At 72.3% G+C, this 25,251-nt stretch carries 23 protein-coding genes and 1 pseudogene; 19 read left to right on the top strand and 5 right to left on the bottom strand.

Annotated elements, in window-relative coordinates; translation table 11 throughout:
• Positions 1-6: 6 nt before the first annotated feature.
• From ACIGQF_RS27745 to ACIGQF_RS27735, 3 genes are all read left to right on the top strand, one after another.
• Positions 7-1,254 (top strand): sensor histidine kinase, encoded by a 1,248-nt coding sequence (locus ACIGQF_RS27745; RefSeq protein ID WP_399715446.1) that lies wholly within the window; start codon positions 7-9, stop codon positions 1,252-1,254.
• A 439-nt stretch (positions 1,255-1,693) separates the two neighbouring features.
• Positions 1,694-1,996: a DUF4193 domain-containing protein gene (locus ACIGQF_RS27740; protein ID WP_003982531.1), complete on the top strand. Its 303-nt coding sequence runs from the start codon at positions 1,694-1,696 to the stop codon at positions 1,994-1,996.
• A 189-nt stretch (positions 1,997-2,185) separates the two neighbouring features.
• Positions 2,186-2,983, top strand: a complete 798-nt coding sequence (locus ACIGQF_RS27735) for a hypothetical protein (protein ID WP_399715443.1) — start codon at positions 2,186-2,188, stop codon at positions 2,981-2,983.
• A gap of 68 nt (positions 2,984-3,051) precedes the next feature.
• Here ACIGQF_RS27735 and ACIGQF_RS27730 read toward each other — a convergent pair whose 3' ends face one another.
• Positions 3,052-3,495 (bottom strand): DUF3093 domain-containing protein, encoded by a 444-nt coding sequence (locus ACIGQF_RS27730; RefSeq protein ID WP_399715440.1) that lies wholly within the window; start codon positions 3,493-3,495, stop codon positions 3,052-3,054.
• Between the two features lie 58 nt (positions 3,496-3,553).
• On the opposite strand from ACIGQF_RS27730, the gene ACIGQF_RS27725 reads away from it, so the two are divergent.
• From ACIGQF_RS27725 to ACIGQF_RS27695, 7 genes are all read left to right on the top strand, one after another.
• Positions 3,554-4,138 carry a PaaI family thioesterase gene (locus tag ACIGQF_RS27725; protein ID WP_399715437.1) on the top strand — a complete coding sequence of 195 codons (585 nt, stop codon included), beginning with the start codon at positions 3,554-3,556 and terminating at the stop codon, positions 4,136-4,138.
• Positions 4,135-4,674: a dUTP diphosphatase gene (gene dut / locus ACIGQF_RS27720; protein ID WP_361562929.1), complete on the top strand. Its 540-nt coding sequence runs from the start codon at positions 4,135-4,137 to the stop codon at positions 4,672-4,674. The genes ACIGQF_RS27725 and dut overlap by 4 nt, the downstream gene beginning before the upstream one ends.
• A gap of 1 nt (position 4,675) precedes the next feature.
• Entirely contained in the window at positions 4,676-5,440 is a 765-nt protein-coding gene (locus tag ACIGQF_RS27715) for a DUF3710 domain-containing protein (RefSeq protein WP_399715433.1), read from the top strand.
• A gap of 324 nt (positions 5,441-5,764) precedes the next feature.
• A complete protein-coding gene (locus tag ACIGQF_RS27710) occupies positions 5,765-8,311 on the top strand; it encodes an ATP-binding protein (protein WP_399715430.1) in 2,547 nt (848 codons plus the stop codon).
• A 65-nt stretch (positions 8,312-8,376) separates the two neighbouring features.
• Positions 8,377-9,060 (top strand): response regulator, encoded by a 684-nt coding sequence (locus ACIGQF_RS27705; RefSeq protein ID WP_399715427.1) that lies wholly within the window; start codon positions 8,377-8,379, stop codon positions 9,058-9,060.
• A 79-nt stretch (positions 9,061-9,139) separates the two neighbouring features.
• A complete protein-coding gene (locus ACIGQF_RS27700; RefSeq protein ID WP_110944724.1) occupies positions 9,140-9,538 on the top strand; it encodes an OB-fold nucleic acid binding domain-containing protein in 399 nt (132 codons plus the stop codon).
• Between the two features lie 3 nt (positions 9,539-9,541).
• The gene (locus ACIGQF_RS27695; RefSeq protein WP_399715424.1) at positions 9,542-10,309 is read left to right on the top strand and encodes a DUF3159 domain-containing protein; all 768 of its coding nucleotides are present in this window, start codon (positions 9,542-9,544) and stop codon (positions 10,307-10,309) included.
• 69 nt (positions 10,310-10,378) lie between these two features.
• Here the strand turns inward: ACIGQF_RS27695 and ACIGQF_RS27690 are convergent, their stop codons facing one another.
• The 3 genes from ACIGQF_RS27690 to ACIGQF_RS27680 all read right to left on the bottom strand — a co-directional run bounded on the left by ACIGQF_RS27690 (position 10,379) and on the right by ACIGQF_RS27680 (position 12,642).
• The gene (locus tag ACIGQF_RS27690) at positions 10,379-11,050 is read right to left on the bottom strand and encodes a TrkA family potassium uptake protein (RefSeq protein ID WP_361562922.1); all 672 of its coding nucleotides are present in this window, start codon (positions 11,048-11,050) and stop codon (positions 10,379-10,381) included.
• The gene (locus ACIGQF_RS27685) at positions 11,047-11,715 is read right to left on the bottom strand and encodes a TrkA family potassium uptake protein (protein ID WP_361562920.1); all 669 of its coding nucleotides are present in this window, start codon (positions 11,713-11,715) and stop codon (positions 11,047-11,049) included. The genes ACIGQF_RS27690 and ACIGQF_RS27685 overlap by 4 nt, the downstream gene beginning before the upstream one ends.
• Positions 11,716-11,988: 273 nt before the next feature.
• On the bottom strand, positions 11,989-12,642 hold the full coding sequence (locus ACIGQF_RS27680; protein ID WP_399715420.1) for an acetoacetate decarboxylase family protein: 654 nt from the start codon (positions 12,640-12,642) through the stop codon (positions 11,989-11,991).
• A 202-nt stretch (positions 12,643-12,844) separates the two neighbouring features.
• Here ACIGQF_RS27680 and ACIGQF_RS27675 point away from each other — a divergent pair, with 202 nt between their 5' ends.
• The 5 genes from ACIGQF_RS27675 to ACIGQF_RS27655 all read left to right on the top strand — a co-directional run bounded on the left by ACIGQF_RS27675 (position 12,845) and on the right by ACIGQF_RS27655 (position 21,443).
• Entirely contained in the window at positions 12,845-14,872 is a 2,028-nt protein-coding gene (locus tag ACIGQF_RS27675; RefSeq protein WP_399715756.1) for an NAD-binding protein, read from the top strand.
• An 87-nt stretch (positions 14,873-14,959) separates the two neighbouring features.
• The gene (locus ACIGQF_RS27670) at positions 14,960-16,066 is read left to right on the top strand and encodes a PucR family transcriptional regulator (RefSeq protein ID WP_399715418.1); all 1,107 of its coding nucleotides are present in this window, start codon (positions 14,960-14,962) and stop codon (positions 16,064-16,066) included.
• Positions 16,067-16,527: 461 nt separating this feature from the next.
• Positions 16,528-18,579: an APC family permease gene (locus tag ACIGQF_RS27665; RefSeq protein WP_399715415.1), complete on the top strand. Its 2,052-nt coding sequence runs from the start codon at positions 16,528-16,530 to the stop codon at positions 18,577-18,579.
• A 117-nt stretch (positions 18,580-18,696) separates the two neighbouring features.
• Positions 18,697-20,052 (top strand): class I SAM-dependent RNA methyltransferase, encoded by a 1,356-nt coding sequence (locus ACIGQF_RS27660; RefSeq protein ID WP_399715412.1) that lies wholly within the window; start codon positions 18,697-18,699, stop codon positions 20,050-20,052.
• 215 nt (positions 20,053-20,267) lie between these two features.
• Positions 20,268-21,443: a spore photoproduct lyase family protein gene (locus ACIGQF_RS27655; protein ID WP_399715408.1), complete on the top strand. Its 1,176-nt coding sequence runs from the start codon at positions 20,268-20,270 to the stop codon at positions 21,441-21,443.
• Positions 21,444-21,590: 147 nt separating this feature from the next.
• On the opposite strand, the pseudogene ACIGQF_RS27650 reads toward ACIGQF_RS27655, so the two are convergent.
• Positions 21,591-21,797: pseudogene (locus ACIGQF_RS27650) on the bottom strand (hypothetical protein); the annotation flags it as partial.
• A 185-nt stretch (positions 21,798-21,982) separates the two neighbouring features.
• Here ACIGQF_RS27650 and ACIGQF_RS27645 point away from each other — a divergent pair.
• The 4 genes from ACIGQF_RS27645 to ACIGQF_RS27630 all read left to right on the top strand — a co-directional run bounded on the left by ACIGQF_RS27645 (position 21,983) and on the right by ACIGQF_RS27630 (position 25,221).
• Positions 21,983-22,825 carry a helix-turn-helix domain-containing protein gene (locus ACIGQF_RS27645; protein ID WP_399715405.1) on the top strand — a complete coding sequence of 281 codons (843 nt, stop codon included), beginning with the start codon at positions 21,983-21,985 and terminating at the stop codon, positions 22,823-22,825.
• Positions 22,807-23,016: a DUF397 domain-containing protein gene (locus tag ACIGQF_RS27640; RefSeq protein WP_399715402.1), complete on the top strand. Its 210-nt coding sequence runs from the start codon at positions 22,807-22,809 to the stop codon at positions 23,014-23,016. The genes ACIGQF_RS27645 and ACIGQF_RS27640 overlap by 19 nt, the downstream gene beginning before the upstream one ends.
• Before the next feature lie 269 nt (positions 23,017-23,285).
• Positions 23,286-23,534: a hypothetical protein gene (locus tag ACIGQF_RS27635; protein ID WP_399715753.1), complete on the top strand. Its 249-nt coding sequence runs from the start codon at positions 23,286-23,288 to the stop codon at positions 23,532-23,534.
• A 58-nt stretch (positions 23,535-23,592) separates the two neighbouring features.
• A complete protein-coding gene (locus ACIGQF_RS27630) occupies positions 23,593-25,221 on the top strand; it encodes a PucR family transcriptional regulator (RefSeq protein ID WP_399715400.1) in 1,629 nt (542 codons plus the stop codon).
• Positions 25,222-25,251: the final 30 nt, after the last annotated feature.

Below are 25,251 nucleotides of genomic sequence, written 5' to 3'. Positions count from 1 at the left end.
AGCAGCATGGCAACGACACCCGCGGCGCCCCAGTCGCCGCCCGCACCGCCCAAGCCCACCTGGGACCCCAAGCCGCCGGTCCGCCCCTTCCCGTGGCTGCGACCGACCATCCGGATACGGCTCACGCTGCTGTACGGCGGCATGTTCCTGATGGCGGGCATCGTGCTGCTGGCCATCATCTACATGCTGGCCGCCAACGCCCTCCAGGACGGCAACCAGCTGCCGTTCAAGATCATCGGGTCGGACTTCCGGATCGTCACCGACCGCTGCCCCGGCGCCGCCACCAACAACGTCGACCAGCTGAACTCGGCCATCAACACCTGCATCTCCCAGCAGCGCGCGGTGGCCCTGAACAACCTGCTGAACCGCTCCCTGATGGCGCTGGTCGGCCTGACCATCGTCGCGTTCGCCTTCGGGTACGCGATGGCGGGCCGCGTCCTGTCCCCGCTGGGCCGCATCACGCGGACCGCCCAGCGGGTGGCCGGCTCCGACCTGCACCGCCGGATCGAGCTGGGCGGCCCGGACGACGAGCTGAAGGAGCTCGCCGACACGTTCGACGAGATGCTGGACCGGCTGGACCGGGCGTTCGAGTCGCAGCAGCGCTTCGTGGCGAACGCCTCGCACGAACTGCGTACGCCGCTGGCCATCAACCGCACACTCCTCGAAGTGCAGCTCGCCGACCCGGACGCCTCGCCCGAGCTGGCCCAGCTGGGCAAGACCCTGCTGGCCACCAACGAGCGCAGCGAACAGCTCGTCGAGGGGCTGCTGCTGCTCGCGCGCAGCGAGAACAAGATCGTGGACCGGAAACCGGTCGATCTCTCCGAGGTGGCCTCGCAGGCCATCGAGCAGTCCCGGGGCGAGGCGCAGGCCAAGGGCGTCGAGCTGCGCGGCGTACGCAAGCAGGTCTTCGTGCAGGGCAACGGCGTCCTCCTGGAGCGCATCGCGCTGAACCTCGTACAGAACGCCGTGCGGTACAACGTGCCCGAGGACGGCTTCGTGGAGGTGACCACGGAAGCGCAGCCCGGCTGGGCGGTGCTGGTGGTCTCCAATACGGGCCCGGTGGTCCCCGCCTATGAGGTGGAGAACCTGTTCGAGCCGTTCCGGCGGCTGCGTACGGAGCGCACCGGCAGCGACAAGGGCGTGGGCCTCGGCCTGTCCATCGTGCGGTCCGTGGTCCGGGCGCACGACGGCACGATCACGGCCGTACCGCGTGAGGGCGGAGGCATGGACATGCGCGTGGTGCTCCCGGTGTAGGAGTTCCGGCCACCGCACCCGCGGGTCCGGCTTGACGCGGCCCGGGGTGTCCGGTCATCCTTCGCCCCGAGTTCGCTTTGCGCGGAATTCGACCGGTCCGTTCGTCGGCCCGGACGTGTGTGATCGATCACAGACGCGAATTCCGGGCCATCTACTCTCCGTGATCGCTTTGGCCCGCGGAAGGCCGGGAAACTCCGGGTTTCCCGGGGGGCTGATCACGGGAAGTACACGTGATGGCAAGCGCGAGGTGCGACTTTAGGACCGTGTACGGTCCTATCGCCATCCATTCCGATCACCTCTTCAGGGGTGCGGTTGGGTGTCGATTGAGTAACAGACCTTGATGTGAGGCAAAATCTCCGCCTCAGGTCGGGCACAAGTCCGGCCTCTCACGCGTTACGAGCGCTGAGACACCGCAGACACCCAGAGGGGGAGAGCGACCATGGCTACGGATTACGACACACCACGCAAGACCGATGACGACCTCAACGAGGACAGCATCGAAGAGCTGAAGTCGCGGCGGAACGACAAGTCCGCCTCGGCCGTCGACGTCGACGAGTTCGAGCAGGCCGAAGGCCTGGAGCTGCCCGGCGCCGACCTCTCCAACGAAGAGCTCGCCGTACGGGTCCTGCCCAAGCAGCAGGACGAGTTCACCTGCATGAGCTGCTTCCTGGTCCACCACCGCAGCCAGCTGGCCGCGGAGGACAAGAACGGTCAGCCGATCTGCCGCGACTGCGCGGCCTGACGGCGGGCCGAGGCCGTGGCCCGTACGCGCCCGCGAGGGAGACCGGCGGTCTCCCGGACAGGCGCCGCACCGAGCCGCGGTCACCGGGACGACAGCGTGAGGTGAAGCTCAGTGAAACCGTTCCGTAGAGGCAATCAGGGCGAGACCGGTCCGGCGGCCGGGGCACAGCCACGCGGGGAGACCGCGTCCGTGCCCACCGACCGGACCGCCCTCCCCGCGGAGCGGGGCACCGAAGCGCTGAGAGAGCGTGGCCGCGCGGCCACGCTCGCGGCCAGAACGGTCGACGGCGCCCGCAAGCGCGGCGTCACGGTACGGTCGGGACTCGCCTGGACCGCCGACCGGATCATCGAGACCGCCCCGCGGATCCCGGTCCGCGACCTGGCCACGCTGCGCCGCCAGTTCCCCGGCCTGACCCCCGAGGAACTGGCCGACAAACTCGTCGCGGGGGCGACGAGAGGTACCGCGACCGTCGGTGCCGGAGTGGGCGCCGCGGCCATGATGCCGGTGCCGCCCGCCATGCCGGCCGAGCTGGCCGCCGAGGTCGTCGGCGTCGCCACGGTCGAGATCAAACTCCTCGCCGAGCTGCATGAGGTGTACGGCCTGCGCCCGCAGGGCGGCCTCAAGGCCCGCGGCCTGGCATATGCCCAGGCCTGGACCGAGGAGCGCGGCGTCGACATCGCCGCGCCCGCCTCGCTGAACCTCGCACTCGGCGGACAGATGAAGCGCGAGCTGCGTCAGCAGATCATGAAGCGCATGATGCGGAACCTGCCGAGCATGACGCCGTTCATGGTCGGCGCCGCGGTCGGCGCGTTCATGAACCGCCGGGACACCGCCAGACTGGCCGACAAGGTCCGCCGGGACCTGCGCCGCCGCCAGGTGCCCTGGGACGCGCTCCCGGACCCGGACCCGGCCCCCGCGCGCAAGGGCCTCACCGGCCGCGCCAGAACCGGCCGTCCCGGCCGCCGGGAGCCCGGCCGGGACGACTGAGCCCAGCGCCCCCGAGCCCCACCCGAGAACGTCCCCGCAAGCCCCGAGAACGCCCTCGTACGGCGCCCTCAGGCCCGGATCGCCGCCAGCGCCGCCGACAGCTCCTCCGGGTGCCGCGTCGACAGGTAGACGTACGGCGTCGGGTCCGCCGGATCGGTCACCTCGACCCGCACCGCCGTCGGGATGTAGCTCCGCATCACCATGAACGCACGGGTGTCGGCCTTGTACGTACGCCACGCCCGGGCCTCCTCGGCGTCCAGCACATGCGCCTCGCCCAGCGCCTCGGCGGGGAGCTTCGCGTCCCCGGCGATCAGCGCGCCGCCCACGATCCGGATGCGGGCCGAGCCGTACGCGCTCACCAGCACGGCGGCCAGCGCGGCGCCGCCCACCAGCCCGCCGAGCATCGGCAGCGTCCCGAGCGGCAGCAGCATCAGGGCACAGGCGACGCCGACGGCCGCGGCGATCACCCACCAGGAGCGGGGAGCGGTGAGGCGTTCTTCGTACGACTGCATGGCTCCAGCTTGGCACGTGCGCGCGCGTGTTCCGCGCGCGCGGGTAGGGTCTCCCCCTGTGAGTGGAGACAGGACATCGCTGACGCCGCCCCCGGACGCCACCGCGCCCGTGCGGCACCCCGAAGCGCCCGCGCCCGGCGAGCTGCTCGGCGCGCACTACGACCGCTGCTTCGGGTGCGGCGGAGAGCAGCCGCACGGCCTGCACCTGGAGGCGCGGGCCGGTGAGGGCGTACGCGTCAGCGCCGAGTTCACCGTCAAGGAGGCCCACCAGGGCGCGCCGGGCCTCGCGCATGGCGGCGTACTGGCCACGGCCCTGGACGAGACGCTCGGCTCGCTCAACTGGCTGCTCCAGGCCATCGCCGTGACCGGCCGCCTGGAGACCGACTTCCTGCGCCCGGTGCCGGTCGGCACGGTCCTGCACCTGGACGCCGAGGTCACCGCGGTGCACGGGCGGAAGATCTACTCACGCGCCGAGGGCCGGATCGGCGGCCCGGACGGCCCGGTCGCGGTCCGCGCCGACGCGGTCTTCATCGAGGTGAAGGTCGAGCACTTCATCCAGAACGGCCGGCCCGAGGAGATCGAGGCCGCGATGGCCGACCCCGACCAAGTACGCCGCGCCCGCGCCTTCGAGGTGAACCCGTGACCGAGCCCCTTCAGACACAGCAGACGCGGCACCCCGTGGACGTACGCATCCGGCGCCTCGATCCGGAGGTTCCGCTGCCCGCGTACGGGCACCCGGGCGACGCGGGGGCCGACCTCGTCACCACGGAGGCGGCCGAACTGGCCCCGGGGGAGCGCACGGTACTGCCCACGGGGGTGGCCATCGCGCTGCCCGAGGGGTACGCCGCGTTCGTGCACCCGAGGTCGGGCCTCGCCGCCCGCTGCGGTGTGGCACTGGTGAATGCCCCGGGGACGGTGGATGCCGGGTACCGTGGGGAGATCAAGGTGATCGTGGTCAATCTGGACCCGCGCGAGAGTGTGCGGTTCGAGAGGTTCGACCGGATCGCCCAACTGGTCGTCCAGCAGGTCGAGAAGGTGCGCTTCCACGAGGTGGCGGAGCTTCCCGGCTCGGCGCGGGCCGAGGGGGGATTCGGGTCCACCGGCGGTCATGCGGCGGTGGGCGGCCCCACGGGCGGGAATGGATACGCATCGGTCGGTGCCGACCGGGAAGGACAGTGACGTGTTCGGACGTCGCAAGAAGAACGAGGCTCCAGACGACGCGGTCGAGGCGGTCGATCCTGCCGAGGAGACCACCTCGGACGAGTCCGGCGCGGACGACGAGAGCTACGGCGTGAACCTTCCGCCGGCCCCGCGCCCCGACGGCCCCTGGGACGTCTCCGAGGTCGGCAATCCGGGCGAGGGCCGGGTGGACCTGGGCGGCCTCTTCGTACCGGGCGTGGAGGGCATGGAGCTGCGGGTCGAGGTCGCCGGTGACGCGATCGTCGCCGCGACCATCGTGCTCCAGGACAGCGCCGTGCAGCTGCAGGCCTTCGCCGCGCCCAAGCACGAGGGCATCTGGGGCGAGGTCCGCGAGGAGATCGCCTCCGGCATCACCCAGCAGGGCGGCGTCATCGACACCGTCGACGGCCCGCTGGGCTGGGAGCTGCGCGCCCAGGTGCCGGTGCAGCTGCCGGACGGGACGAACGGCGTGCAGGTCGTACGGTTCGTCGGCGTGGACGGCCCGCGCTGGTTCCTGCGCGGCGTGATCTCCGGCCAGGGCGCGGTGCAGCCGCAGGCCGCCGGGCTGCTGGAGCAGATCTTCCGGGACACGGTCGTGGTGCGCGGCGAGGGCCCGATGGCGCCCCGCGACCCGATCGTCCTCAAGCTCCCCGACGACGCGCAGATGGTGCCCGAGGGCGTCCAGCAGGACGACGCCTCGCAGTCCCGCTTCGGCGGCGGCGTGGAGCGCTTGGAGCGCGGCCCGGAGATCACCGAGATCCGCTGACCGCGCACGTACGCGTCCTGCGGCCCGCGGCACCCTGTACGGCAGGGGCGCGGCGGGCCGCAGGGGTGTGTGGGACGCGGGCTGCGCGACGCGTGGCGCCGTACCGTTTCACCCCTCGTTCCCCCTACGGGGGTGCATTGAGGTCCCCTTCTCAACACAGTAGTCGGCGGCACTGACACCGCCGCCGCCCGCGCGAACCGTCAGGGTCCCGTCAAGACCACCCCCCCAGGCTCACCGTATGCGGCCTTTGTCCTGTTCCTGCTCGGTAGGGTCGGTGACGGAACGGCCCGGTTGTGGGCAGCTCACACGTTGGACAATGGGGCCATGGGACGCGGCAAGCTTCGCATCTACCTCGGCGCGGCACCGGGCGTCGGCAAGACGTACTCCATGCTCTCCGAGGCGCACCGGCGCCTGGAGCGCGGTACGGACGTCGTCGTCGCCTTCGTGGCGCATCACGACAGGCCGCGTACGGAGGTGCTCCTGCACGGCCTGGAGGAGCTGGAGCGCCGGGAGCTGAGCCACCGGGGCACCACGTTCACCGAAATGGACGTGGACGCGGCGCTGAGCCGCCGGCCCGCCGTCGCGCTGGTCGACGAGCTGGCCCACACCAACGTGCCCGGTTCCCGCAACGCCAAGCGCTGGCAGGACGTCGAGGAACTGCTCGAAGCCGGTATCGACGTCGTCTCCACCGTCAACATCCAGCACCTGGAGTCACTCGGTGACGTGGTGGAGTCCATAACGGGCGTACGGCAGCGCGAGACGGTCCCCGACGAGGTGGTCCGCCGCGCCGACCAGATAGAGCTGGTCGACATGTCGCCCCAGGCGCTGCGCCGCCGCATGGCGCACGGCAACATCTACGCCTCCGACAAGGTCGACGCCGCGCTGTCGAACTACTTCCGGCCCGGCAACCTCACCGCCCTGCGCGAGCTGGCGCTGCTGTGGGTGGCCGACCGGGTCGACGAGTACCTCCAGCAGTACCGCGCCGAGCACTCCATCCGCTCCACCTGGCAGGCCCGCGAGCGCATCGTGGTCGGCCTCACCGGCGGCCCCGAGGGCAAGACCCTGCTGCGCCGTGCGGCGCGGATGGCCGCCAAGGGCTCCGGCAGCGAGGTCATGGCGGTCTACATCGCGCGCAGCGACGGGCTCACCGGCGCCTCTCCCAAGGAGCTGGCCGTCCAGCGCACCCTGGTCGAGGACCTGGGCGGCAGCTTCCACCACGTCATCGGCGACGACATCCCGAGCGCCCTGCTGGAGTTCGCGCGCGGGGTGAACGCCACCCAGATCGTGCTGGGCTCCAGCCGCCGCAAGGCCTGGCAGTACGTCTTCGGGCCCGGCGTCGGCGCCACCGTCGCCCGCGACTCCGGCCCCGACCTGGACGTCCACATCGTCACCCACGACGAGGTCGCCAAGGGCCGCGGCCTGCCGGTGGCCCGCGGCGCCCGGCTCAGCGGCTCCCGCGTGCTGGCCGGCTGGCTCACCGGCGTGCTCGGCCCGGTCCTGCTCACGCTGCTGCTGTACAACCTCGACAGCGGCCCGGGACTCGCCAATGACGTGCTGCTGTTCCTCTTCCTGACCGTGGCGGCGGCGCTGCTCGGCGGGCTGCTGGCGGCGCTCGCCTCGGCCGCTGTCGGCTCGGTCCTGCTGAACTTCTACTTCACGCCGCCCACGCACAGCATCACCATCGCGGATCCCGAGAACATCGTCGCCATCGTGATCTTCTTCGCGGTCGGGGTGGCCGTCGCCTCGGTGGTGGACCTGGCGGCCCGCCGTACGCACCAGGCGGCCCGGCTGCGGGCCGAGGCGGAGATCCTGTCGTTCCTGGCCGGCAGCGTGCTGCGCGGCGAGACCACGCTGGACGCCCTGCTGGAACGGGTGCGCGAGACCTTCGCCATGGACGCCGTCGCCCTCCTCGAACGTGAGAGCGACGTCGAGCCCTGGACCTGCGCGGGCAGCGTCGGCGAGGGCAGGGCGCCCCGACGCCCCGAGGACGCGGACGTGGACATGCCGGTCAATGAGTTCATGACCCTTGCGCTCACCGGCCGCAAGCTGCCCGCGGAGGACCGCCGGGTGCTCGGCGCCTTCGCCGCCCAGGCCGCCGTCGTCCTGGACCGTCAGCGGCTGGTCGGCGAGGCGGAGCGGGCCCGCGAGCTGGCCGAGGGCAACCGCATCCGTACGGCTCTGCTGGCCGCCGTCAGCCACGACCTCCGTACGCCCCTGGCCGGCATCAAGGCCTCCGTCACCTCGCTCCGCTCCGACGACGTGGCCTGGTCCGAGGAGGACGAGGCCGAGCTGCTGGCGGGCATCGAGAACGGCGCCGACCGGCTGGACCACCTGGTCGGCAACCTGCTCGACATGTCCCGGCTGCAGACCGGCACGGTCACCCCGCTGATCCGCGACACCGATCTGGACGAGGTCGTCCCGATGGCGCTCGGCGGCGTCCCCGAGGGCAGCGTCTGCCTGGATGTCCCCGAAGAGCTGCCGATCGTGGCCGTCGACCCCGGCCTGCTGGAGCGGTGCGTCGCGAACCTCGTGGAGAACGCCGTGAAGTACAGCCCGGACGGCGCGCCCGTCACGGTCGCCGCCAGCGCGCTCGGCGAGCGCGTGGAGGTACGCATCGTGGACCGCGGGCCCGGCGTCCCGGACTCCGCCAAGGACCGCATCTTCGAGCCCTTCCAGCGCTACGGCGACGCCCCGCGCGGCGCCGGCGTCGGCCTCGGCCTCGCGGTCTCCCGCGGCTTCGCCGAATCCATGGGCGGCACGCTCGCCGCCGAGGACACCCCAGGAGGCGGTCTGACCATGGTCCTCACCCTGCGCGCGGCGCCCGGCCACCCGCCGGTCTCCCCCGGCCTCCCCGCCCGGGCGACGACATGACCGCGCCCGCTCCCCGTACACCGACTGCGGCGGCCCCCGGTCCGTCCGCGGGAAAGGCAGGCCCGATGACCCGGGTGCTCGTGGTCGACGACGAGCCGCAGATCGTCCGCGCCCTCGTGATCAACCTCAAGGCGCGCAAGTACGAGGTGGACGCCGCGCCCGACGGCGCCACCGCGCTCCGGCTCGCCGCCGCCCGCCACCCCGACGTAGTCGTCCTCGACCTCGGTCTGCCCGACATGGACGGCGTGGACGTGATCAGGGGGCTGCGCGGCTGGACCCGCGTACCGATCCTGGTGCTCTCCGCCCGGCAGACCTCCGACGAGAAGGTCGAGGCCCTGGACGCGGGCGCCGACGACTACGTCACCAAGCCGTTCGGCATGGACGAGCTGCTGGCCCGGCTGCGCGCCGCCGTGCGCCGCGCCGAGCCCACGGGGCCCGCCGACGCCGCCGTCCTGGTCGAGACGGAGGGCTTCACCGTCGACCTGGCAGCGAAGAAGGTCAACCGTGCGGGCCGCGACGTCCGGCTCACCCCCACCGAGTGGCACCTCCTGGAGGTGCTGGTCCGCAACACCGGCCGCCTGGTCAGCCAGAAACAGCTGCTCCAGGAGGTCTGGGGCCCCTCGTACGGCACCGAGTCCAACTACCTGCGGGTCTACATGGCTCAGCTGCGGCGCAAGCTGGAGTCGGATCCGTCGCACCCGCGGCACTTCGTCACCGAGCCGGGCATGGGCTACCGCTTCGAACAGTGATACGTATCCAGGCGTTGGTGGCCCCGCTTCCCGGGCGCACGCCGTGATCCGGCCGGGAGTCGGCCGGTACGCTGGATGTATGAGTGCTGGGACCCGTTCCGAGAAGCCGGCCGGACGCTTCCGCCGGATGCTCGACAGGCTGTCCTCCTCCGAGGAGGAGCTGCAGTCCGCCGAGTTGCAGCAGGACGCGCAGAACGCGGGCTGTACGCGGATCTGCGACTGCGACGACCGTCAGATCGTGAAGGTCACGGGCACGCTGCGGCACGTCACGCTGCGTCCTCGGGCCGGGGTGCCGGCGCTGGAGGCGGAGCTGTTCGACGGCTCTGCCGCGCTGGACGTGGTCTGGCTGGGCCGCCGCGCCATCACCGGCATAGAACCGGGCCGTAAGCTCATCGCCTCCGGCCGGATCTCCATGAGCCACGGACGCCGGGTGCTGTTCAATCCGAAGTACGAACTCCGACCGCTCGGACAGGAGTAGCCGGTGACGTCGTTCGAAAAGACGACCACGAGCAACGAGGACCAGCCGGGGGACGGTGCGACAGCGCCGTCCGACCCACGCGGGGCGGCGAACGCCCCCGACAAGGCGGCCGCCGAGAAGGCCATCCTGGAAGCGTTCGGCGGCTTCTGGGGCATGGTCGACACGACGGTCCCCGGACTGGTCTTCGTACTGATCTACACGATCAAGCGGGACATCCACCTCGCCGCGATCGTCGCGCTGGGCCTGACGGTCGTGCTGGCGCTGGCCCGGCTCGCCCGCAAGGAGACCCTCAAGCACGCCTTCAGCGGCGTCTTCGGCGTGGCCTTCGGCGCGGTCTTCGCGATGATGTCCGGCGACGCCAAGAACTTCTACCTGCCCGGCATGCTGTACACGCTGGGCCTCGCGGTCGTGTACATCCTCTCGGCGGTCTTCCGGTTCCCGCTCATCGGCGTCCTGCTCGGCCCGATCCTGCGCGAGAACCTCTCCTGGCGCACCCGCAACCCCGGCCGGTTCAAGGCGTACACCAAGTCCACCTGGGCCTGGGGCATCATCCTGCTCGCCAAGTCGGCGATCCTCTTCCCGCTGTACTGGTGGGGCGACGCGACGCAGCTCGGCTGGGTCAAGGTCGCGCTCGGCATCCCCCCGTTCCTGCTCTGCGTCTACCTCACCTGGATCTTCCTCGCGAAGGCCCCGGCCCCGATCGACGTGATCGCGGAGATGGAGGCCAAGGAGAAGGCCGAGGAGGCCAAGGCGGACGCGCCCGGCGTCTGACCGCTCCGCGTACGGCGAGGGCCCGGAACCGCACCGGTTCCGGGCCCTCGCCGTACGTCGGCGAACCGCCTACTCCGTAGGCTTCCGCATCGACAGCAGGTCCTCCAGCTGCTCCTCCCGCGCCTGCGCCGCGACGAACAGCAGCTCGTCACCGGCCTCCAACGCGTCCTCCTTGTTGGGCGTGAGCACCCGGGTCCCGCGGATGATCGTCACCAGCGAGGTGTCCTCGGGCCACTCCACGTCACCCACCTGGGTGCCCGCCAGCGCGGCCTCCGGCGGCAGCGTCAGCTCGACGAGGTTGGCGTCGCCGTGGCTGAAGCGCAGCAGCCGTACGAGGTCGCCGACGCTCACCGCCTCCTCGACCAGCGCGGACATCAGGCGCGGCGTGGAAACGGCCACGTCGACGCCCCAGGACTCATTGAAGAGCCACTCGTTCTTCGGGTTGTTGACGCGGGCGACCACCCGCGGCACGCCGTACTCGGTCTTGGCCAGCAGCGAGACGACGAGGTTGACCTTGTCGTCACCGGTCGCCGCGATGACGACGTTGCACCGCTGCAGCGCCGCCTCGTCCAGCGAGGTGATCTCGCAGGCGTCGGCCAGCAGCCACTCCGCCTGCGGCACCCGCTCCACGGAGATCGCCGTCGGCGCCTTGTCGATCAGCAGGATCTCGTGACCGTTTTCGAGGAGCTCACCCGCGATGGAGCGGCCCACCGCTCCCGCACCAGCGATCGCGACCCTCATGCGCCTGCCTCCTCGGGCCCTTCGGCGAATGCCGCCTCGACCTTCTCCACGTCGTCGGTGCGCATCATCACGTGCACCAGATCGCCTTCCTGCAGGACGGTCTGCGAGGTCGGCAGGATCGCCTCGCCCAGCCGGGTGAGGAACGCCACCCGTACCCCGGTCTCCTCCTGGAGGCGGCTGACCTTGTGGCCGACCCAGGACTCGTCGGTGTGCACCTCGGCGAGCTGCACACCGCCGCTGGGGTCCCGCCACAGCGGCTCGGCGCCCGAGGGGAGCAGCCGGCGCAGCATCTGGTCCGCGGTCCAGCGGACGGTCGCGACGGTCGGGATGCCCAGGCGCTGGTAGACCTCGGCGCGGCGCGGGTCGTAGATGCGGGCCGCGACGTTCTCCACGCCGAACATCTCGCGGGCCACCCGGGCGGCGATGATGTTGGAGTTGTCGCCGCTGCTGACCGCGGCGAACGCCCCGGCCTCCTCGATGCCCGCCTCGCGGAGGGTGTCCTGGTCGAAGCCGACGCCGGTCACCCGGCGGCCTCCGAAGCCGGAGCCCAGCCGCCGGAAGGCGGTCGGGTCCTGGTCGACCACGGCGATCGTGTGGCCCTGGTTCTCCAGGGTCTGTGCGAGCGCGGATCCGACCCGCCCGCAGCCCATGATGACGATGTGCATCGTCCCGCTTACCCCGCACTCCTCGTAGGCCCGTTGGCCTGCCTCAACACCCTGCTCACAACTTTCTTTCCGGCGTACCGGCCCGCCCGGGGCTCCCGGCCCCGGCAACGCCCGGTCACGAGCTTATGCGGCAACGGGGGAGTTGCCCCCGCTGATGTGCGACACCACCGTAACCGGCAGGCCCGACGACGGGACTTCTGCCCTTCGCCGGACGTGCCGACCCCTGTTCACCGGATGTGCCGGTGGGTGTTCACCGGACGTTCCCCTCGCTGTTCAGGGGTGCGGGGCGGGGGCGGCCGGGCCCTGGCGGGTGCCCGCCGGGAAGAAGAAGCGCGCGGGGGAGAGGGCGAGCGCGCACAGGGGGTCCGTGCGCCGCAGCTCCGGCAGACGCCCGCTCCACTCCAGTACGCCGAGCCGGCCGGTCCCGAGCCGCCCGGAGAGCCGCCCTGCGAGGTGGATCCGGTCCGCGCCGATCCGCCCGAAGACGTGGCCGGGGGCGTACGGCACGGGGACGCGCCAGCTGCCGGGCGGTCCCAAGCGGAGGGTCGCGAGTGTCCCGGCGTCGTCGGACACGCGTACGGAGTCCCCGCTCCAGGAGAAGCGGGCCATCTCCTTCGGGATGCCCCACAGGCCGCGGCCGCCGCGCAGCGAGGCAGCGGAGTCCACCCGGATGCCGTGGCAGTGCAGCCCCACGCGGCGGCCGCGGCGGATCGGGGAGGCGACCGCGAACTCGTCGTACCGGAGGGTCCCCTCCGTGTAGCGCACGAGCAGTACGGCGAGAACGCGCCGGCTGCCGAGGGGGCTGAGGTCGGCGGGGAGCGGCAGCGCCTCGCGCGTGGTGAAGAGGGAAAGCCACAGGGTGCCGCGGGCCCGCCAGGGAGGCGCGGGGAAGCCGGGGTCCGCCGGCGGTCCGGTCCGGTCGGTCACTGCGGGACTCCTCTCGTATGGGCCGAAGTGCTGCTGAGGGCTGTGCGCCGAAATGCTGAGGGCCGGAGCGCTCGTCCGTACCGGAACGCTCCTGAGGGCCGGGACCGGCTGACTCGGTGATCTTCGAACAGGCATGCTGTGCGACGTGTCCTCACTGTCTCCTGTGCCACAGCAGTCCCCACCGGCCCCGCCCACCCCGCACATGGTGGTGTGCGGCGACGACTCACTGGCCCACCGGCTCGCCGTGGAGCTGCGCGAGGTCTACCGCGAGCGGGTCACCCTCGTGGTCCCCTCCGTACGCGATCCGCGCGGCCCCCGTGTCTCCGAGCCCGCCCGCGGCCTCGGCCGGGCGAGCGCCCTCTTCGGCCGGGTGACCGCGGCGGTCGGCCGTACGGGCACCTCGGACGGCGGGCGCGCGTCCGACGGCGCCGGCCCGCCGGACGCGGCGGAGGACGACGTACGCGTCCTCCAGGCGCCGGAGCCGGACGACGAGACGCTCACCGAGGCGGGCGTGGAGGAGGCCGGCGCGCTGGCCCTCGTCTATGACGACGACGAGACCAATATCCACGCCGCGCTGCGCGCCCGCCGCATGAACCCCCGGCTCCGGCTGGTCATCCGCCTCTACAACCGCCGTCTCGGACAGCACCTGGAGGAGCTGCTGGACCAGGCGGCCGCCGTGGTCTGGTCCGACACCTCCGACATCGACGCCTCCACCACCGTCCTCTCCGACGCGGACACGGTCGCGCCCGCGCTCACCGCCACGGCCGTGGCCGGTACCAGCAAGGTCATCGAGGTCGACGGGCTGCTGCTGCGGGCCGTGGAGCACACCCCTGGCGCGCCGGCCCCGCCGCGCGCCGACCGCGGCCTGGCCACCCTGGCCCTCCTCTCCCCCTCCGCCTCGGACGAGACCGCCCACGAGGGCGACCCGGCGCCGGAGTCGCCTCCGCCGGGCCGCCACCGGCACCGCGGCGGCCACCGGCACACGGGGGCCGACGACGACGGGCCGACGCTGCTGCCGGACGACGCCGAGGCCGCGGCGGCGGCCGGCCGCGCCACCGTGGCGCTGGAGACCGTCGCCTACCGCGGGGGCCGGTCGCCGGCCCGCCGCCTCACCGGCCGCGGCGCGCCCCTCGGCTCGCTCTTCTCCCGGCGGCTGCGCTGGGCCGTCGTGGGCGTCGTGGCCACCGTCCTGATACTCGCCGTCGTCTCCACTCTCTTCACCGGCGAGGCGCCGATGCACGCGGTCTACCTCTCCCTGCTGGACCTCCTCGCGATCAACGAGCCGGCGGTCGACGAGCGCATGATCCGCAAGGTGCTGCAACTGCTGTCCGGGTTCACCGGCCTGCTCCTGCTGCCGGTCCTGGTGGCCGCGGCCCTCGAAGCGCTCGGCACCTTCCGCAACGCCGCGCAGCTGCGCCGCCCGCCGCGCGGCCTCTCCGGGCACGTCGTCCTCCTCGGCCTCGGCAAGGTCGGCACCCGCGTCCTGGCCCGGCTGCGCGAGCTGGGCGTACCGGTGGTGTGCGTCGAGGAGGACCCCGAGGCGCGGGGCATTCCGCTGGCCCGCCGGCTGCGGGTGCCGACCGTGCTCGGCGATGCCACCGAGGATGGCGTGCTGGAGGCGGCCGGGATCGCCCGCGCCCGTACCCTCCTCGCCCTGACCAGCGAGGACAGCACCAACCTGGAGGCGTCGCTGTACGCCAGGTCGGTCAAGCCGCAGCTCCGGGTGACGCTGCGGCTGTTCGACGACCGGTTCGCCACCGCCGTCTACCGCACCCTGCGCGCCGCTCATCCCACCGCCGTCACCCGCAGCCGCAGCGTCTCCTTCCTGGCGGCGCCCGCCTTCGCCGGCGCCATGATGGGCCGCCAGATCCTGGGCGCCATCCCCGTGGAGCGCCGGCTGCTGCTCGTCGCCCATGTGGACGTACGCGGCCAGACCGAACTGGTGGGGCGCAGGCCGGAGGACGTGTTCCGGGCCGGGCGGCTGCGGGTGGTGGCCGTGAACATCGGCGCGTCCGCCGACCCGGCCGAGGACCCCGAGAACATGGCGGCGAACGGGCCGAGCTGGGAGCCGGCCCGGCTGGTCCGCGACCTGCCGCGCGACTACGTCCTGCGGCCCCAGGACCGCGTGGTCATCGCCGCCACCCGCGAGGGGCTGGGGGAGCTGCTGGGCCGTCGGCCGCACCTTGCCGGGACCCGCCGGAGCGGACCTGCCGGGACCCGGCAGGATTGATAGCGTCCTGGTGTCCGGGAGTCGGCAATCAAGGCCCCGGAACCGGCCCGCGGGAGCCGGGCAGAGCGGTGGCAGGGAGCATGACAAGTGGAGCGCGGCGCGGCGGAATCGGAGGACCTCGGCGGATACGCCGACCTCCTCGGCGAGATCTCGCGGACCGGGCGGCTGCCCCGCCGCGACGAGCTGGACGCCCTGCGCGACCTGGGCGAGCGGGCCGCCGAGGAGGGCCGTGGCCTGCGCGAGCTGATCGGCCGCTACCTGGGGGAGACCCGCCGGCTGTGGGGCTCGCTGCCCGGGGTGGCGCGGGCCGCGGGGCCCGGCGAGCGGGCCCGTACCGGTGACGCGGTGCTCGCGGCCGTCGAGGCGGCGGTCGCGGCGCTCGGCGAGGGCCACGAGCGGGCGCAGCGGCTCGCGGTCCGGCAGGAGGAGGCGGCCCGCCGCGAATTCGTCGACGACCTGCTCTACGGGCGCAGCGACCTGGGCCGGCTCGCCGAACGGGCCGAGCGCTTCGGGCTGCGGCTGGCCGGGGAGCACGCGGTGGCCGTCGCGGAGGGCCCGGAGCGCTTCGACGACCTGCATCCGGTGGCCCGGCGTGTGGAGCGCGAGCTGCTGACCCGCTTCGGCGACCGGGACGTGCTGATCGCCACCAAGGGCGGGCGGCTGGTGTGCGTGGCGCAGGGCGGCCGGGGCGGCGCCCTGGACCTCTTCGCGCAGCACGCGCGCACCACCGACCCCGGCGGACGCGGCGCGCACCGGGTCGCGGTGGGCCGCCCGCACGCAGGCGCCGGCGGCGTGGTCACCTCGTACGAAGAAGCGCTGAGCGCGCTGGAGCTCGCGGCCCAGCTGGAGCTGGCCGACCCGGTGCTGTACGCGGCCGACCTGCTGGTCTTCCCCGTTCTGCTGCGGGACCGGGCCGCCATGGCCGACCTCGTGCACAGCGTGCTGGGGCCGCTGACCGAGGGGCGCGGCGGCGCGCGGCCGCTGCTGGAGACGATCTGGGCCTGCGCGGCGACGGCGTACGTCAACGCCGAGGCGGCCCGCAGGCTCCAGGTCAGCGTGCGCACCCTCTCCTACCGGCTGGCCCGCATCAAGGAACTGACCGGCTACGACCCGGCCGACGGGCTGCAGCGCTACACGCTGGAGACGGCGGCGATGGGGGCGCGCGTGCTGGGCTGGCCGGACCGGCCGCTGTAGCTCCTCCGGACGTCCGCTCCGCACCGGCTCCGCACGCGCCGGGCAGTGGGGCAAGCGGGGGTCGGTGAGCCATCAAAATCGCGTAAAGATTGCCGGGAACCGGCAATGTGCCGAGGCCGTGGCGAATGCCACCATCGGGTCGCACCGGCGGGTGCACGGCGGGCGGCGCAGCGTCAGGGGTCTGCTCGCCCGCCGGGCCGCCCGCAGCGGATCGGATGTCGGCACCCTCCACGGGGGTGAGGGTGTGGACACCCCGCCCGGGGCAGGCAGTTCCGCCTTTCGGGGGACCCGGAAGGGGGGCGTACGCGGTCCGTACGAGTCAGCGGAACAACGGATTCCGTAGCCCTCGCGGGACCCTCCGCGGGCGGTGCGGACCAGTCGGGCGGCGTGTTCCGAGAGCCGCACCGCCCCCTCGGGTGGCGGGTGGGCGGGGCCCTTGACGAAGGCTTAGCATCCTCTGCGTGTCCAAACTGACCGACGTGCCCAAACGCATCTTGATCGGGCGCGCACTGCGCAGCGACAAGCTGGGAGAGACCCTTCTCCCCAAGCGCATCGCACTCCCCGTCTTCGCCTCCGACCCGCTCTCCTCCGTGGCGTACGCGCCGGGGGAGGTGCTGCTCGTCCTGTCCGTGGCCGGCGTGTCCGCGTACCACTTCAGCCCGTGGATCGCGATCGCCGTCGTGGTCCTGATGTTCACGGTCGTGGCGTCGTACCGGCAGAACGTGCACGCGTACCCGAGCGGCGGCGGCGACTACGAGGTGGCCAACACCAACCTCGGCCCCAAGGCCGGCCTCACCGTGGCCAGTGCGCTGTTGGTCGACTACGTCCTCACCGTCGCCGTTTCCATCTCCTCCGGAGTGGAAAACCTGGGCTCGGCGATCCCGTTCGTGGTCGAGCACAAGACGTTCTGCGCCATCGCGATGATCGTTCTGCTGACCGTGATGAACCTGCGCGGCGTGAAGGAGTCCGGGAAGCTCTTCGCCATCCCGACGTACATCTTCGTCGCCGGCGTCTTCATCATGATCCTCTGGGGCGCCTTCCGCGGCGCGGTCCTCGGCGACGACATGAAGGCCCCCACCGCCGACTACACCATCCACGCCGAGCAGGGCGGCCTCGCGGGCTTCGCGCTGATTTTCCTCCTGCTGCGCGCGTTCTCCTCCGGCTGTGCGGCGCTCACCGGCGTCGAGGCGATCTCCAACGGCGTCCCCGCCTTCCGCAAGCCCAAGTCGAAGAACGCCGCCACCACCCTCGCGCTCATGGGCGGCCTGGCCGTCACCATGTTCTGCGGCATCATCGTGCTGGCCATGGTCACCGGCGTGAAGATGGCCGAGAAGCCCGCCACCGACCTGCTGCACAACGGCACCCCGGTCGGCTCCGGCTACACCCAGAACCCGGTGATCTCGCAGGTCGCGGCCGCCGTCTTCGGCGACGGGACGCTGCCCTTCATCATCCTGGCCGCCGCCACCGCGCTGGTCCTCTTCCTCGCCGCGAACACCGCCTACAACGGCTTCCCGCTGCTCGGCTCGATCCTCGCGCAGGACCGCTACCTGCCGCGCCAGCTGCACACCCGCGGCGACCGGCTCGCGTTCTCCAACGGCATCGTGCTGCTCGCCGGCGCCGCGGTGATACTCGTCTACATCTACGGCGCCGACTCCACCCGCCTGATCCAGCTCTACATCGTCGGCGTCTTCGTCTCCTTCACGCTCAGCCAGATCGGCATGGTCCGGCACTGGAACCGCCACCTGACCATGGAGAAGGACCAGGCGAAGCGGCGCCGGATGCACCGCTCCCGCGCGATCAACGCCTTCGGTGCCACCTTCACCGGCCTGGTCCTGGTCGTCGTCCTGGTGACGAAGTTCAGCCACGGCGCCTGGGTCGCCCTGCTCGGCATGGTCATCTTCTACGTCACGATGTCCGCGATCCGTAAGCACTACGACCGGGTCGCCGACGAGATCGCCGCGGCGGACTCGCCCGACGACGAGGTCGCCCGCCCCTCCCGCGTGCACTCCATCGTCCTGGTCTCCAAGGTCCACAAGCCGACCCTGCGGGCCCTGAACTACGCCAAGCTGATGCGCTCCCACTCCCTCGAAGCGGTCAGCGTGGACGTCGACCAGGCCGAGACCAAGGCGCTGCGCGAGGAGTGGGAGCGCCGCGGCATCGAGGTCCCGCTGAAGGTCCTGGCCTCCCCGTACCGGGAGATCACCCGGCCCTTCATCGAGTACGTGAAGTCGCTGCGCAAGGAGAGCCCGCGCGACGCGGTCTCCGTCTTCATCCCGGAGTACGTCGTCGGCCACTGGTACGAGCACCTGCTGCACAACCAGTCCGCGCTGCGCCTGAAGGGCCGGCTCCTCTTCACCCCGGGCGTGATGGTCACCTCCGTGCCCTGGCAGCTGGACTCCTCCGAGGCCGCCAAGGTCCGCGCCCGCAAGCGCGCCGAGTGGAACGCGCCCGGCTCGGTCCGCCGCGGCCCGGTCACCCAGCCGAAGAAGGAGAAGGCGGCCACGAAGAAGTGAGCGCGCCACCGGGGGTGGGGCCCGGGCCGCCGCGCTGCCCGAGGCACGGCGCGGCGGCCCGTAGACTAGAAGGCTGTTGTCCGCACCCCGTACCCCACCCCCTGGAGTCCGCTCGCCATGCCGCACGAACCGAACAACCCGCAGGCCGGCACCGAGCGGAAGTCCCTCGTCGGTACCGAGTACGAGGTCGAGGTCGGCCCCGTCGCGCACGGCGGCCACTGCATTGCCCGTACGGAGGAGGGCCAGGTCCTCTTCGTACGCCACGCCTTGCCCGGCGAGCGCGTGATCGCTCGCGTCACCGACGGTGACGAGGGCGCCCGCTTCCTCCGCACCGACGCCGTCGAGATCCTCTCCGCCTCCAAGGACCGGGTCGAGGCCCCCTGCCCGTTCTCCGGCCCCGGCCGCTGCGGCGGCTGCGACTGGCAGCACGCCAAGCCGGGCGCCCAGCGCCGCCTCAAGGGCGAGGTCGTCGCCGAGCAGCTGATGCGCCTCGCGGGCCTGACCCCCGAGGACGCGGGCTGGGACGGCACCGTCGTACCGGCCCCCGGCGACAAGCTCCCCGCCGGCGAGGTCCCCGCCTGGCGCACCCGCGTCCAGTACGCCATCGACGCCGACGGCCGCGCGGGCCTCCGCAAGCACCGCTCGCACGAGGTCCAGCCGATCGACCGCTGCCTGATCGCCGCCCCCGGCGTCTCCGAGCTGGGCATCGAAAAGCGTGACTGGCCGGCGATCGCCACCGTCGAGGCCATCGCTGCCTCCGGCTCGCACGACCGCCAGGTCATCCTCACCCCGAAGCCCGGCGGCCGGCTCCCCATCGTGGAGCTCGACAAGCCGGTATCGGTCATGCGCATCGGCGAGAAGGACAAGGGCGTCCACCGTGTCCACGGCCGCCCCTTCGTCCGCGAACGCGCCGCCGAACGCACCTGGCGCGTCGGCAACGGCGGCTTCTGGCAGGTCCACCCCCAGGCCGCCGACCTCCTCGTGGAGGCGGTCATGCGCGGTCTGATGCCCAAGAAGGGCGACATGGCCCTGGACCTCTACTGCGGCGTCGGCCTCTTCGCCGGTGCCCTCGCCGACCGCGTCGGCGACAAGGGCGCCGTCCTCGGCATCGAGTCCGGCAAGCGCGCGGTGGAGGACGCCCGCCACAACCTCGCCGACGACGACCGCGTCCGCATCGAACACGGCAAGGTCGACCAGATCCTCCCCCGCACCGGCATCGAGGACGTCGACCTCGTGGTCCTCGACCCGCCCCGCGCCGGCGCCGGCAAGAAGACCGTCGAACACCTCGCCTCCCTCACTCCCCGCCGCATCGCCTACGTAGCCTGCGACCCGGCCGCCCTCGCCCGCGACCTCGCCTATTTCGCCGCAGCCGGCTACACCCCGAAGCGCCTCCAGGCCTTCGACCTGTTCCCGATGACGCATCATGTGGAGTGCGTGGCGATTCTGGTGCCGGAGGGGAAGCAGGGCGCCTGACCAGGACGTCGCCCCCTGACGGTGTGTGCGGTGCATGGTCCGCGCCGTCGTGCGCTCTGATCTGTGCGGGACGGTGCGGCCCTTCCCGGCGGTGCGCCGTCGGGCCGCCGCGCTCGGACGACTCGGGGCTCGGACCACAGGCCCTGTAGGGGCTCGACCGCCGGGGCCGAGAGCTGAGCCCCTGAAGGCGGGGAACGGACGGAAAGGATCAGCCCGTGGACCAGCCGGCGGGAGAAGCCGCCTCGGGAGAGCCTGAGCAGCAAGCGCTTTTCGGCTGGGCGGAGACCTCACCGGTGCGGACCCCGCATCAGGCGTTCCGGGACAGTCCACAGGCGCGCCGGATGCTCGACGTACGCGAGGTCTACGCCGAGCCGGCGGCCCTCGATTCGCCGCGCGGCCAGCAGATCATGGCCCGGCTGCCGGGGGTGCGCGTGACCGAGGTCGACAGCCACTGGCGCATCCCGTCCCTGCACGGCAACGACGGCAACATCGGCCGGTGGGTCCGCATCAAGACCGAGACGCTCGTGCTCGGTGTCAAGCACAACCTCACCACCCGCCCCAACGGCAGGTCGGCCGACTGGATCGCGCCGGGCCCCTCCAACGGCTGTGCGATGGCCTGCGCCTACTGCTACGTCCCCCGCCGCAAGGGCTTCGCCAACCCCATCACGCTGTTCACCAACATCGAGGCGATCGTGGCCCATGTCCGGCGTCACGTACGGGCTCAGGGCCCCAAGACGGAACCCAACCAGTGCGACCCGAAGGCCTGGGTCTACGACATCGGCGAGAACGGTGACTGCTCCGTGGACGCCCTGGTCTGTGACAACACGGCGGATCTCATCGCCGCGTTCCGTGGCCTGCCGACGGCCAAGGCATCCTTCGCGACCAAGTTCGTCAACCCCGACCTGCTCGCGCTGGACCCGCAAGGGCGTACCCGAGTGCGCTTCTCCGCCATGCCGGGCGACGACGCCCGGCTGCTGGACATCCGCACCAGCCCCGTCGACGAGCGGATCGCCGCCGCCGCCGACTTCCTCGACGCCGGATACGAGGTCCACTTCAACCTTTCGCCCATCGTGCTGCGCCCGGGCTGGCAGCGGGCCTGGGCCGACCTGCTCACCCACCTCGACGACGTCCTGCCCGACCGCGTGAAGCAGCAGGCAGCGGCCGAGATCATCATGCTGACCCACAACGAGGCGCTCCACGAGGTCAACCTGGGCTGGCACCCCCGCGCCGAGGAGGTGCTGTGGCAGCCGGAGGCCCAGGAGACCAAGCGCTCGCGGAACGGCTCGCTCAACGTGCGCTACGCCCAGGACATCAAGCGGCAGTCCCTGGAGCGCATCCGGCAACTCCTCGCCACGCGTGCTCCGTGGCTGCGCGTCCGGTACGCCTTCTGAGAAGGAGACCGGTGTACGGGCCGGTGCACGGCCTCCGCGTCGGCGGCCCCCCCGAGCCGTTGTCCACGTCCCTCAGCCGCGCCCCTGCCGGCTGCGGGCGTTCGCCTCGGCGACGCGGTCGCTCAGTGACCCGGCACGGTGGCCGGTGCCCTTCGTGATCGCCTCGGCCAGCATGTGGGCGACGGGCGCCGAACACACGCCGAGGTGGACGAGGGCGTACCGGCCGTCGCCCGCCCACGGCGTGCGGACGTCCATCGAGGGCAGTTGGATGCCTGCCCGCGTCAGCGCGGACGCGAGGGCGTCTCGGGCGTCCAGGGCCTCCTGGACCTTGAGGTGTGGCGATGGTGCCGTCATGGGATGGCTGTCCTCTCCGGTTCCGTTGTTCTCCTGCTCGGGCTTCGTGAGCTGCGTTACGCTCCGTAGTCCGATCAACACGAGGATGTCTCCGGAACGGGACGCCGACACCGTGGGTGAGCTGTGCTTCCCGGGCTTACGGCGTTGGTGCCACACCTTCCACGGCCGCACGGAGGGAAGCGCGCATGCCGCAGCGACGAGTGATCACGGGCCGCAGCCAGGAGCCGCGTCAGCGGTTCGCGGAGGAGCTGCGATTACTGCGTACGCAGCGGGGCGACAGCCTCCGGCAGCTCGGCGAGCGGCTGGGCTGGGACTGGTCGCTGTTCGGGAAGCTGGAGAAGGGGGAGACCCTGGGCGGCCCCGAGGTCGTCCAGGCGCTGGACCAGCACTACGGAACACCGGGCCTGCTACTGGCCCTGTGGGAGCTGGCGGCCGGTGACCATACGCAGTTCCGCGAGCGCTACCGGCGGTACATGGCGCTGGAGGCGGAGGCGGTGAGCCTGTGGCATTTCGCGGTGAGCGTGCTGCCGGGCTTGCTGCAGACCCCGGCGTACGCGCGCGAAGTACTGACGGCCGGTGGCATCAAGGGCGACGAACTGGCGCGACAGGTCGAGGCACGCACAGGGCGACGGGAGCTGTTAAAGGGGGAGGACCCGCCGCCTTTCCGAACGATCCTGTCGGAGGCGGTGGTTCGTACTCCCCTGCGGAGTCCGGAGGAGTGGCGGGAGCAGCTGGAGTATCTGATCGAGATGGCTGAGCGGCCGAACGTGACCTTTCATGTGCTGCCGCAGAGCGTCGGGTTGCACGGCTTGGTGAGCGCCGAGGTGTGGTATCTGATGCTGCCGGACGGACGCACCGTGGCGTACACGGAGAACGGCTACCGGGGCGAACTCATCGAGGAGTCCGGCCCCGTTGTGCGATTGCAACAGGCGTACGATGCGGTGCGCGACTTGGCGCTTTCTCCTGCCGAGTCACGGAAGTTCGTCCTGCGTCTGTTGGAGGAAGTACCGTGCGATCCATCGACCTGAGTGACGCCGCCTGGCGCAAGAGCAGTTACAGCAATCAGGACGGTGGCGCGTGCGTCGAGGTCTCCGACGACTTCGCCGCCGTCGTCCCCGTGCGCGACAGCAAGACCCCGCAGGGTCCGGTGCTCGTGTTCCCCGCGGGGGGCTGGGCGTCTTTCCTTTCCGCCGTCAAGAACGACCGGCTGACCGCCTGACTCACTGGATTCCTTCGTGGTGCGTTTTTCCCGGGCGCGGATTGCCGTCGCCGTGTCGGCGGTCGGCGCCCTGGTGGCCGGTGTGCTGGTGGTGCGTGAGGTGACGTCACCAGGGAACGGGATCGGGCCCGCGCCGCGCGGCGATTCGTCGGCCTGCGTCCGGGCCCGCGGCCCGCTACCCCGAAACCGTCGCCGGGCAGAAGCTGACGTTCACCGGCCGCGCCGGGGTCGCGGTATGGGGCGACAAGGCGATCGTGCTGCGCTGCGGCATGCGGCCGCCCGCGCCGACCGTGGACCCCTGCGCGACCGTCAACGGTGTGGACTGGGTCTTCCGCGAAAGGCGGTCCAGGAATGGAGCAAAGGTGATCGTCACCTACGGCCGCCGGCCGGCCGTCGAGGCAGTGGTCTCCGGCCGGGTCACCGCCGTCGATGCCGTCCTGGTGGATCTGTCGCGCGTGGTCGAGCCGATCGAGAAATACACGAGGTGCTTGAACTCCGGTGACCTGAACACCCCCTGACCACCCGGTTCGGCCGTCCCCCACGGCGCCCCCGGCGGGCATCGGCGACACTGACCCCATGGACTCCCGTACCCCCGATGATCCGTCCGCGTCCGTTTCCCGCTGCGGGGCACCCTCGCTCGCGCAGGTGCTCGCTGTGGGTGGTATGGAGCTGGTCGAGGTCGTGCGGGCGCCTCGGGGGCTGGATGTGGCCGTGCGCGGGGTCGGGGTTTTCGACGCGGGGGAGACGTTGGAGGCCGCGGGGCAGGTGCTGGTGGCGGTGGGGGTGGACACCTCGTCGGACGGTGCTCCTCGGGTGCTGCGGGATGCCGCACGGGCGGGGGCTGCCGCGCTGGTGATGCGGCGGGGGGCGGAGGGGGTGCCGGAGCGGCTGGCCGCGGTGGCGGACGAGGGCGGTATCGCGTTGCTCGCGCGGGCGCCGTGGATCGAGTGGGGCGAGCTGATAGGGCTGCTGCGGGCGGCGCTCAGCCGGGGCGGGGTGCGGCAGGAGGCCGCCGTCGACGTGGCGCTCGGGGATCTGCCCGGCCTCGCCGTCGCGCTCGCGGCGCTGGTCGGGGGCGCGATCACGATCGAGGACCCGGACTCCAACGTGCTGGCGTACTCGCCCACCGCCGACACCGCGGATCCGTTGCGGCGGCTGACGATCCTGGGGCGGCGGGTGCCGCAGTGGCGGGTGGCCGAGCTGGCCGAGAGCGGGTTCCTGCGGACGTTGTGGACCACGCCCGATGTGGTGCACCGGCCTGCTGACGGGCGGTTCCCGGAGCGGCTCGCCATTGCCGTACGGGGCGGGGACGAGATCCTGGGGTCCCTGTGGGCCGCCGCCGACGGGGAGCCGCTGCCGGCCGGCGCGCGCGACGCGCTGCGGGCCGCGGCGGAGACCGCCGTCCCGCATCTGCTGCACCACCGGCTGCGGTCCCGGTCCGCCGCGTCCCGCCGCAAGCAGGCGGTGCGGGCCCTCCTCGAAGGGCGGCAGCCTGACGTGCCGGACTCGGCCGCGGCTCTTGAGGTCGATCCGCAGGTCCCCTGCACGGTACTGACCGTCGCGGCGGCGCCGCCCGCGCCCCTGCCCGACGCGCTCGACCGCGCCCTGCACCTCGCGTCCCTGCGCGCCGCCGCGCACCACGGCCCGGCCTTCGCGTACCGCGACGGCGACCGGCTCGACGTGCTCCTCACCGACCCGGCAACCGGTGCGGCACACCGCTTGGGCGGCGAGCTGGCCACGGTGCTGCGCGGCAGCGGCGTACGGCCGCTGGTCGCCATCGGGCCCGTCGGCGCGGGGCTGGGGGAGGCCGCCGCCTCCCGGGCCGGGGCCGAGCTGGTGCTGCGGGTCCTGCGGGAGCGGGGCGCTCCGGAGGTCGCCTCGGCCGACGACGTACGGCACGCGCTGGACGCCATGCGGGTGGTGGACGCGGTGGCGGAGCTGAGCCCGTCGGCGACGGACGCGGTGCGGGAACTGCTCGCGTACGAGGCGGAGCACGGGACGGACCTGCCGCGCACGGTGGCCGTGCATCTCGCGTTCTTCGGGGACGCGGCGGCCACCGCGCGTCATCTGGGCGTCCACCCCAATACGCTCCGTTACCGGCTGCGGCGGGTGCGGGAGCTGTTCGGGCTGGATCTGGAGGACCCGGACGTACGGCTGCTGACCGAGCTGGGGCTGCGACGGGCCGGGCTGATTCCCCCGGGCTGATCCCGCCGGGGTGAGGCGGAGAGCCGGAGC

Origin of the sequence: Streptomyces sp. NPDC053560 (assembly GCF_044544605.1) — a bacterium.
Classification (GTDB): Bacteria; Actinomycetota; Actinomycetes; order Streptomycetales; family Streptomycetaceae; genus Streptomyces.
The sequence above is the reverse complement of the archived record's forward strand: the minus strand, read 5'-3'. Positions and strand labels throughout refer to the sequence as shown.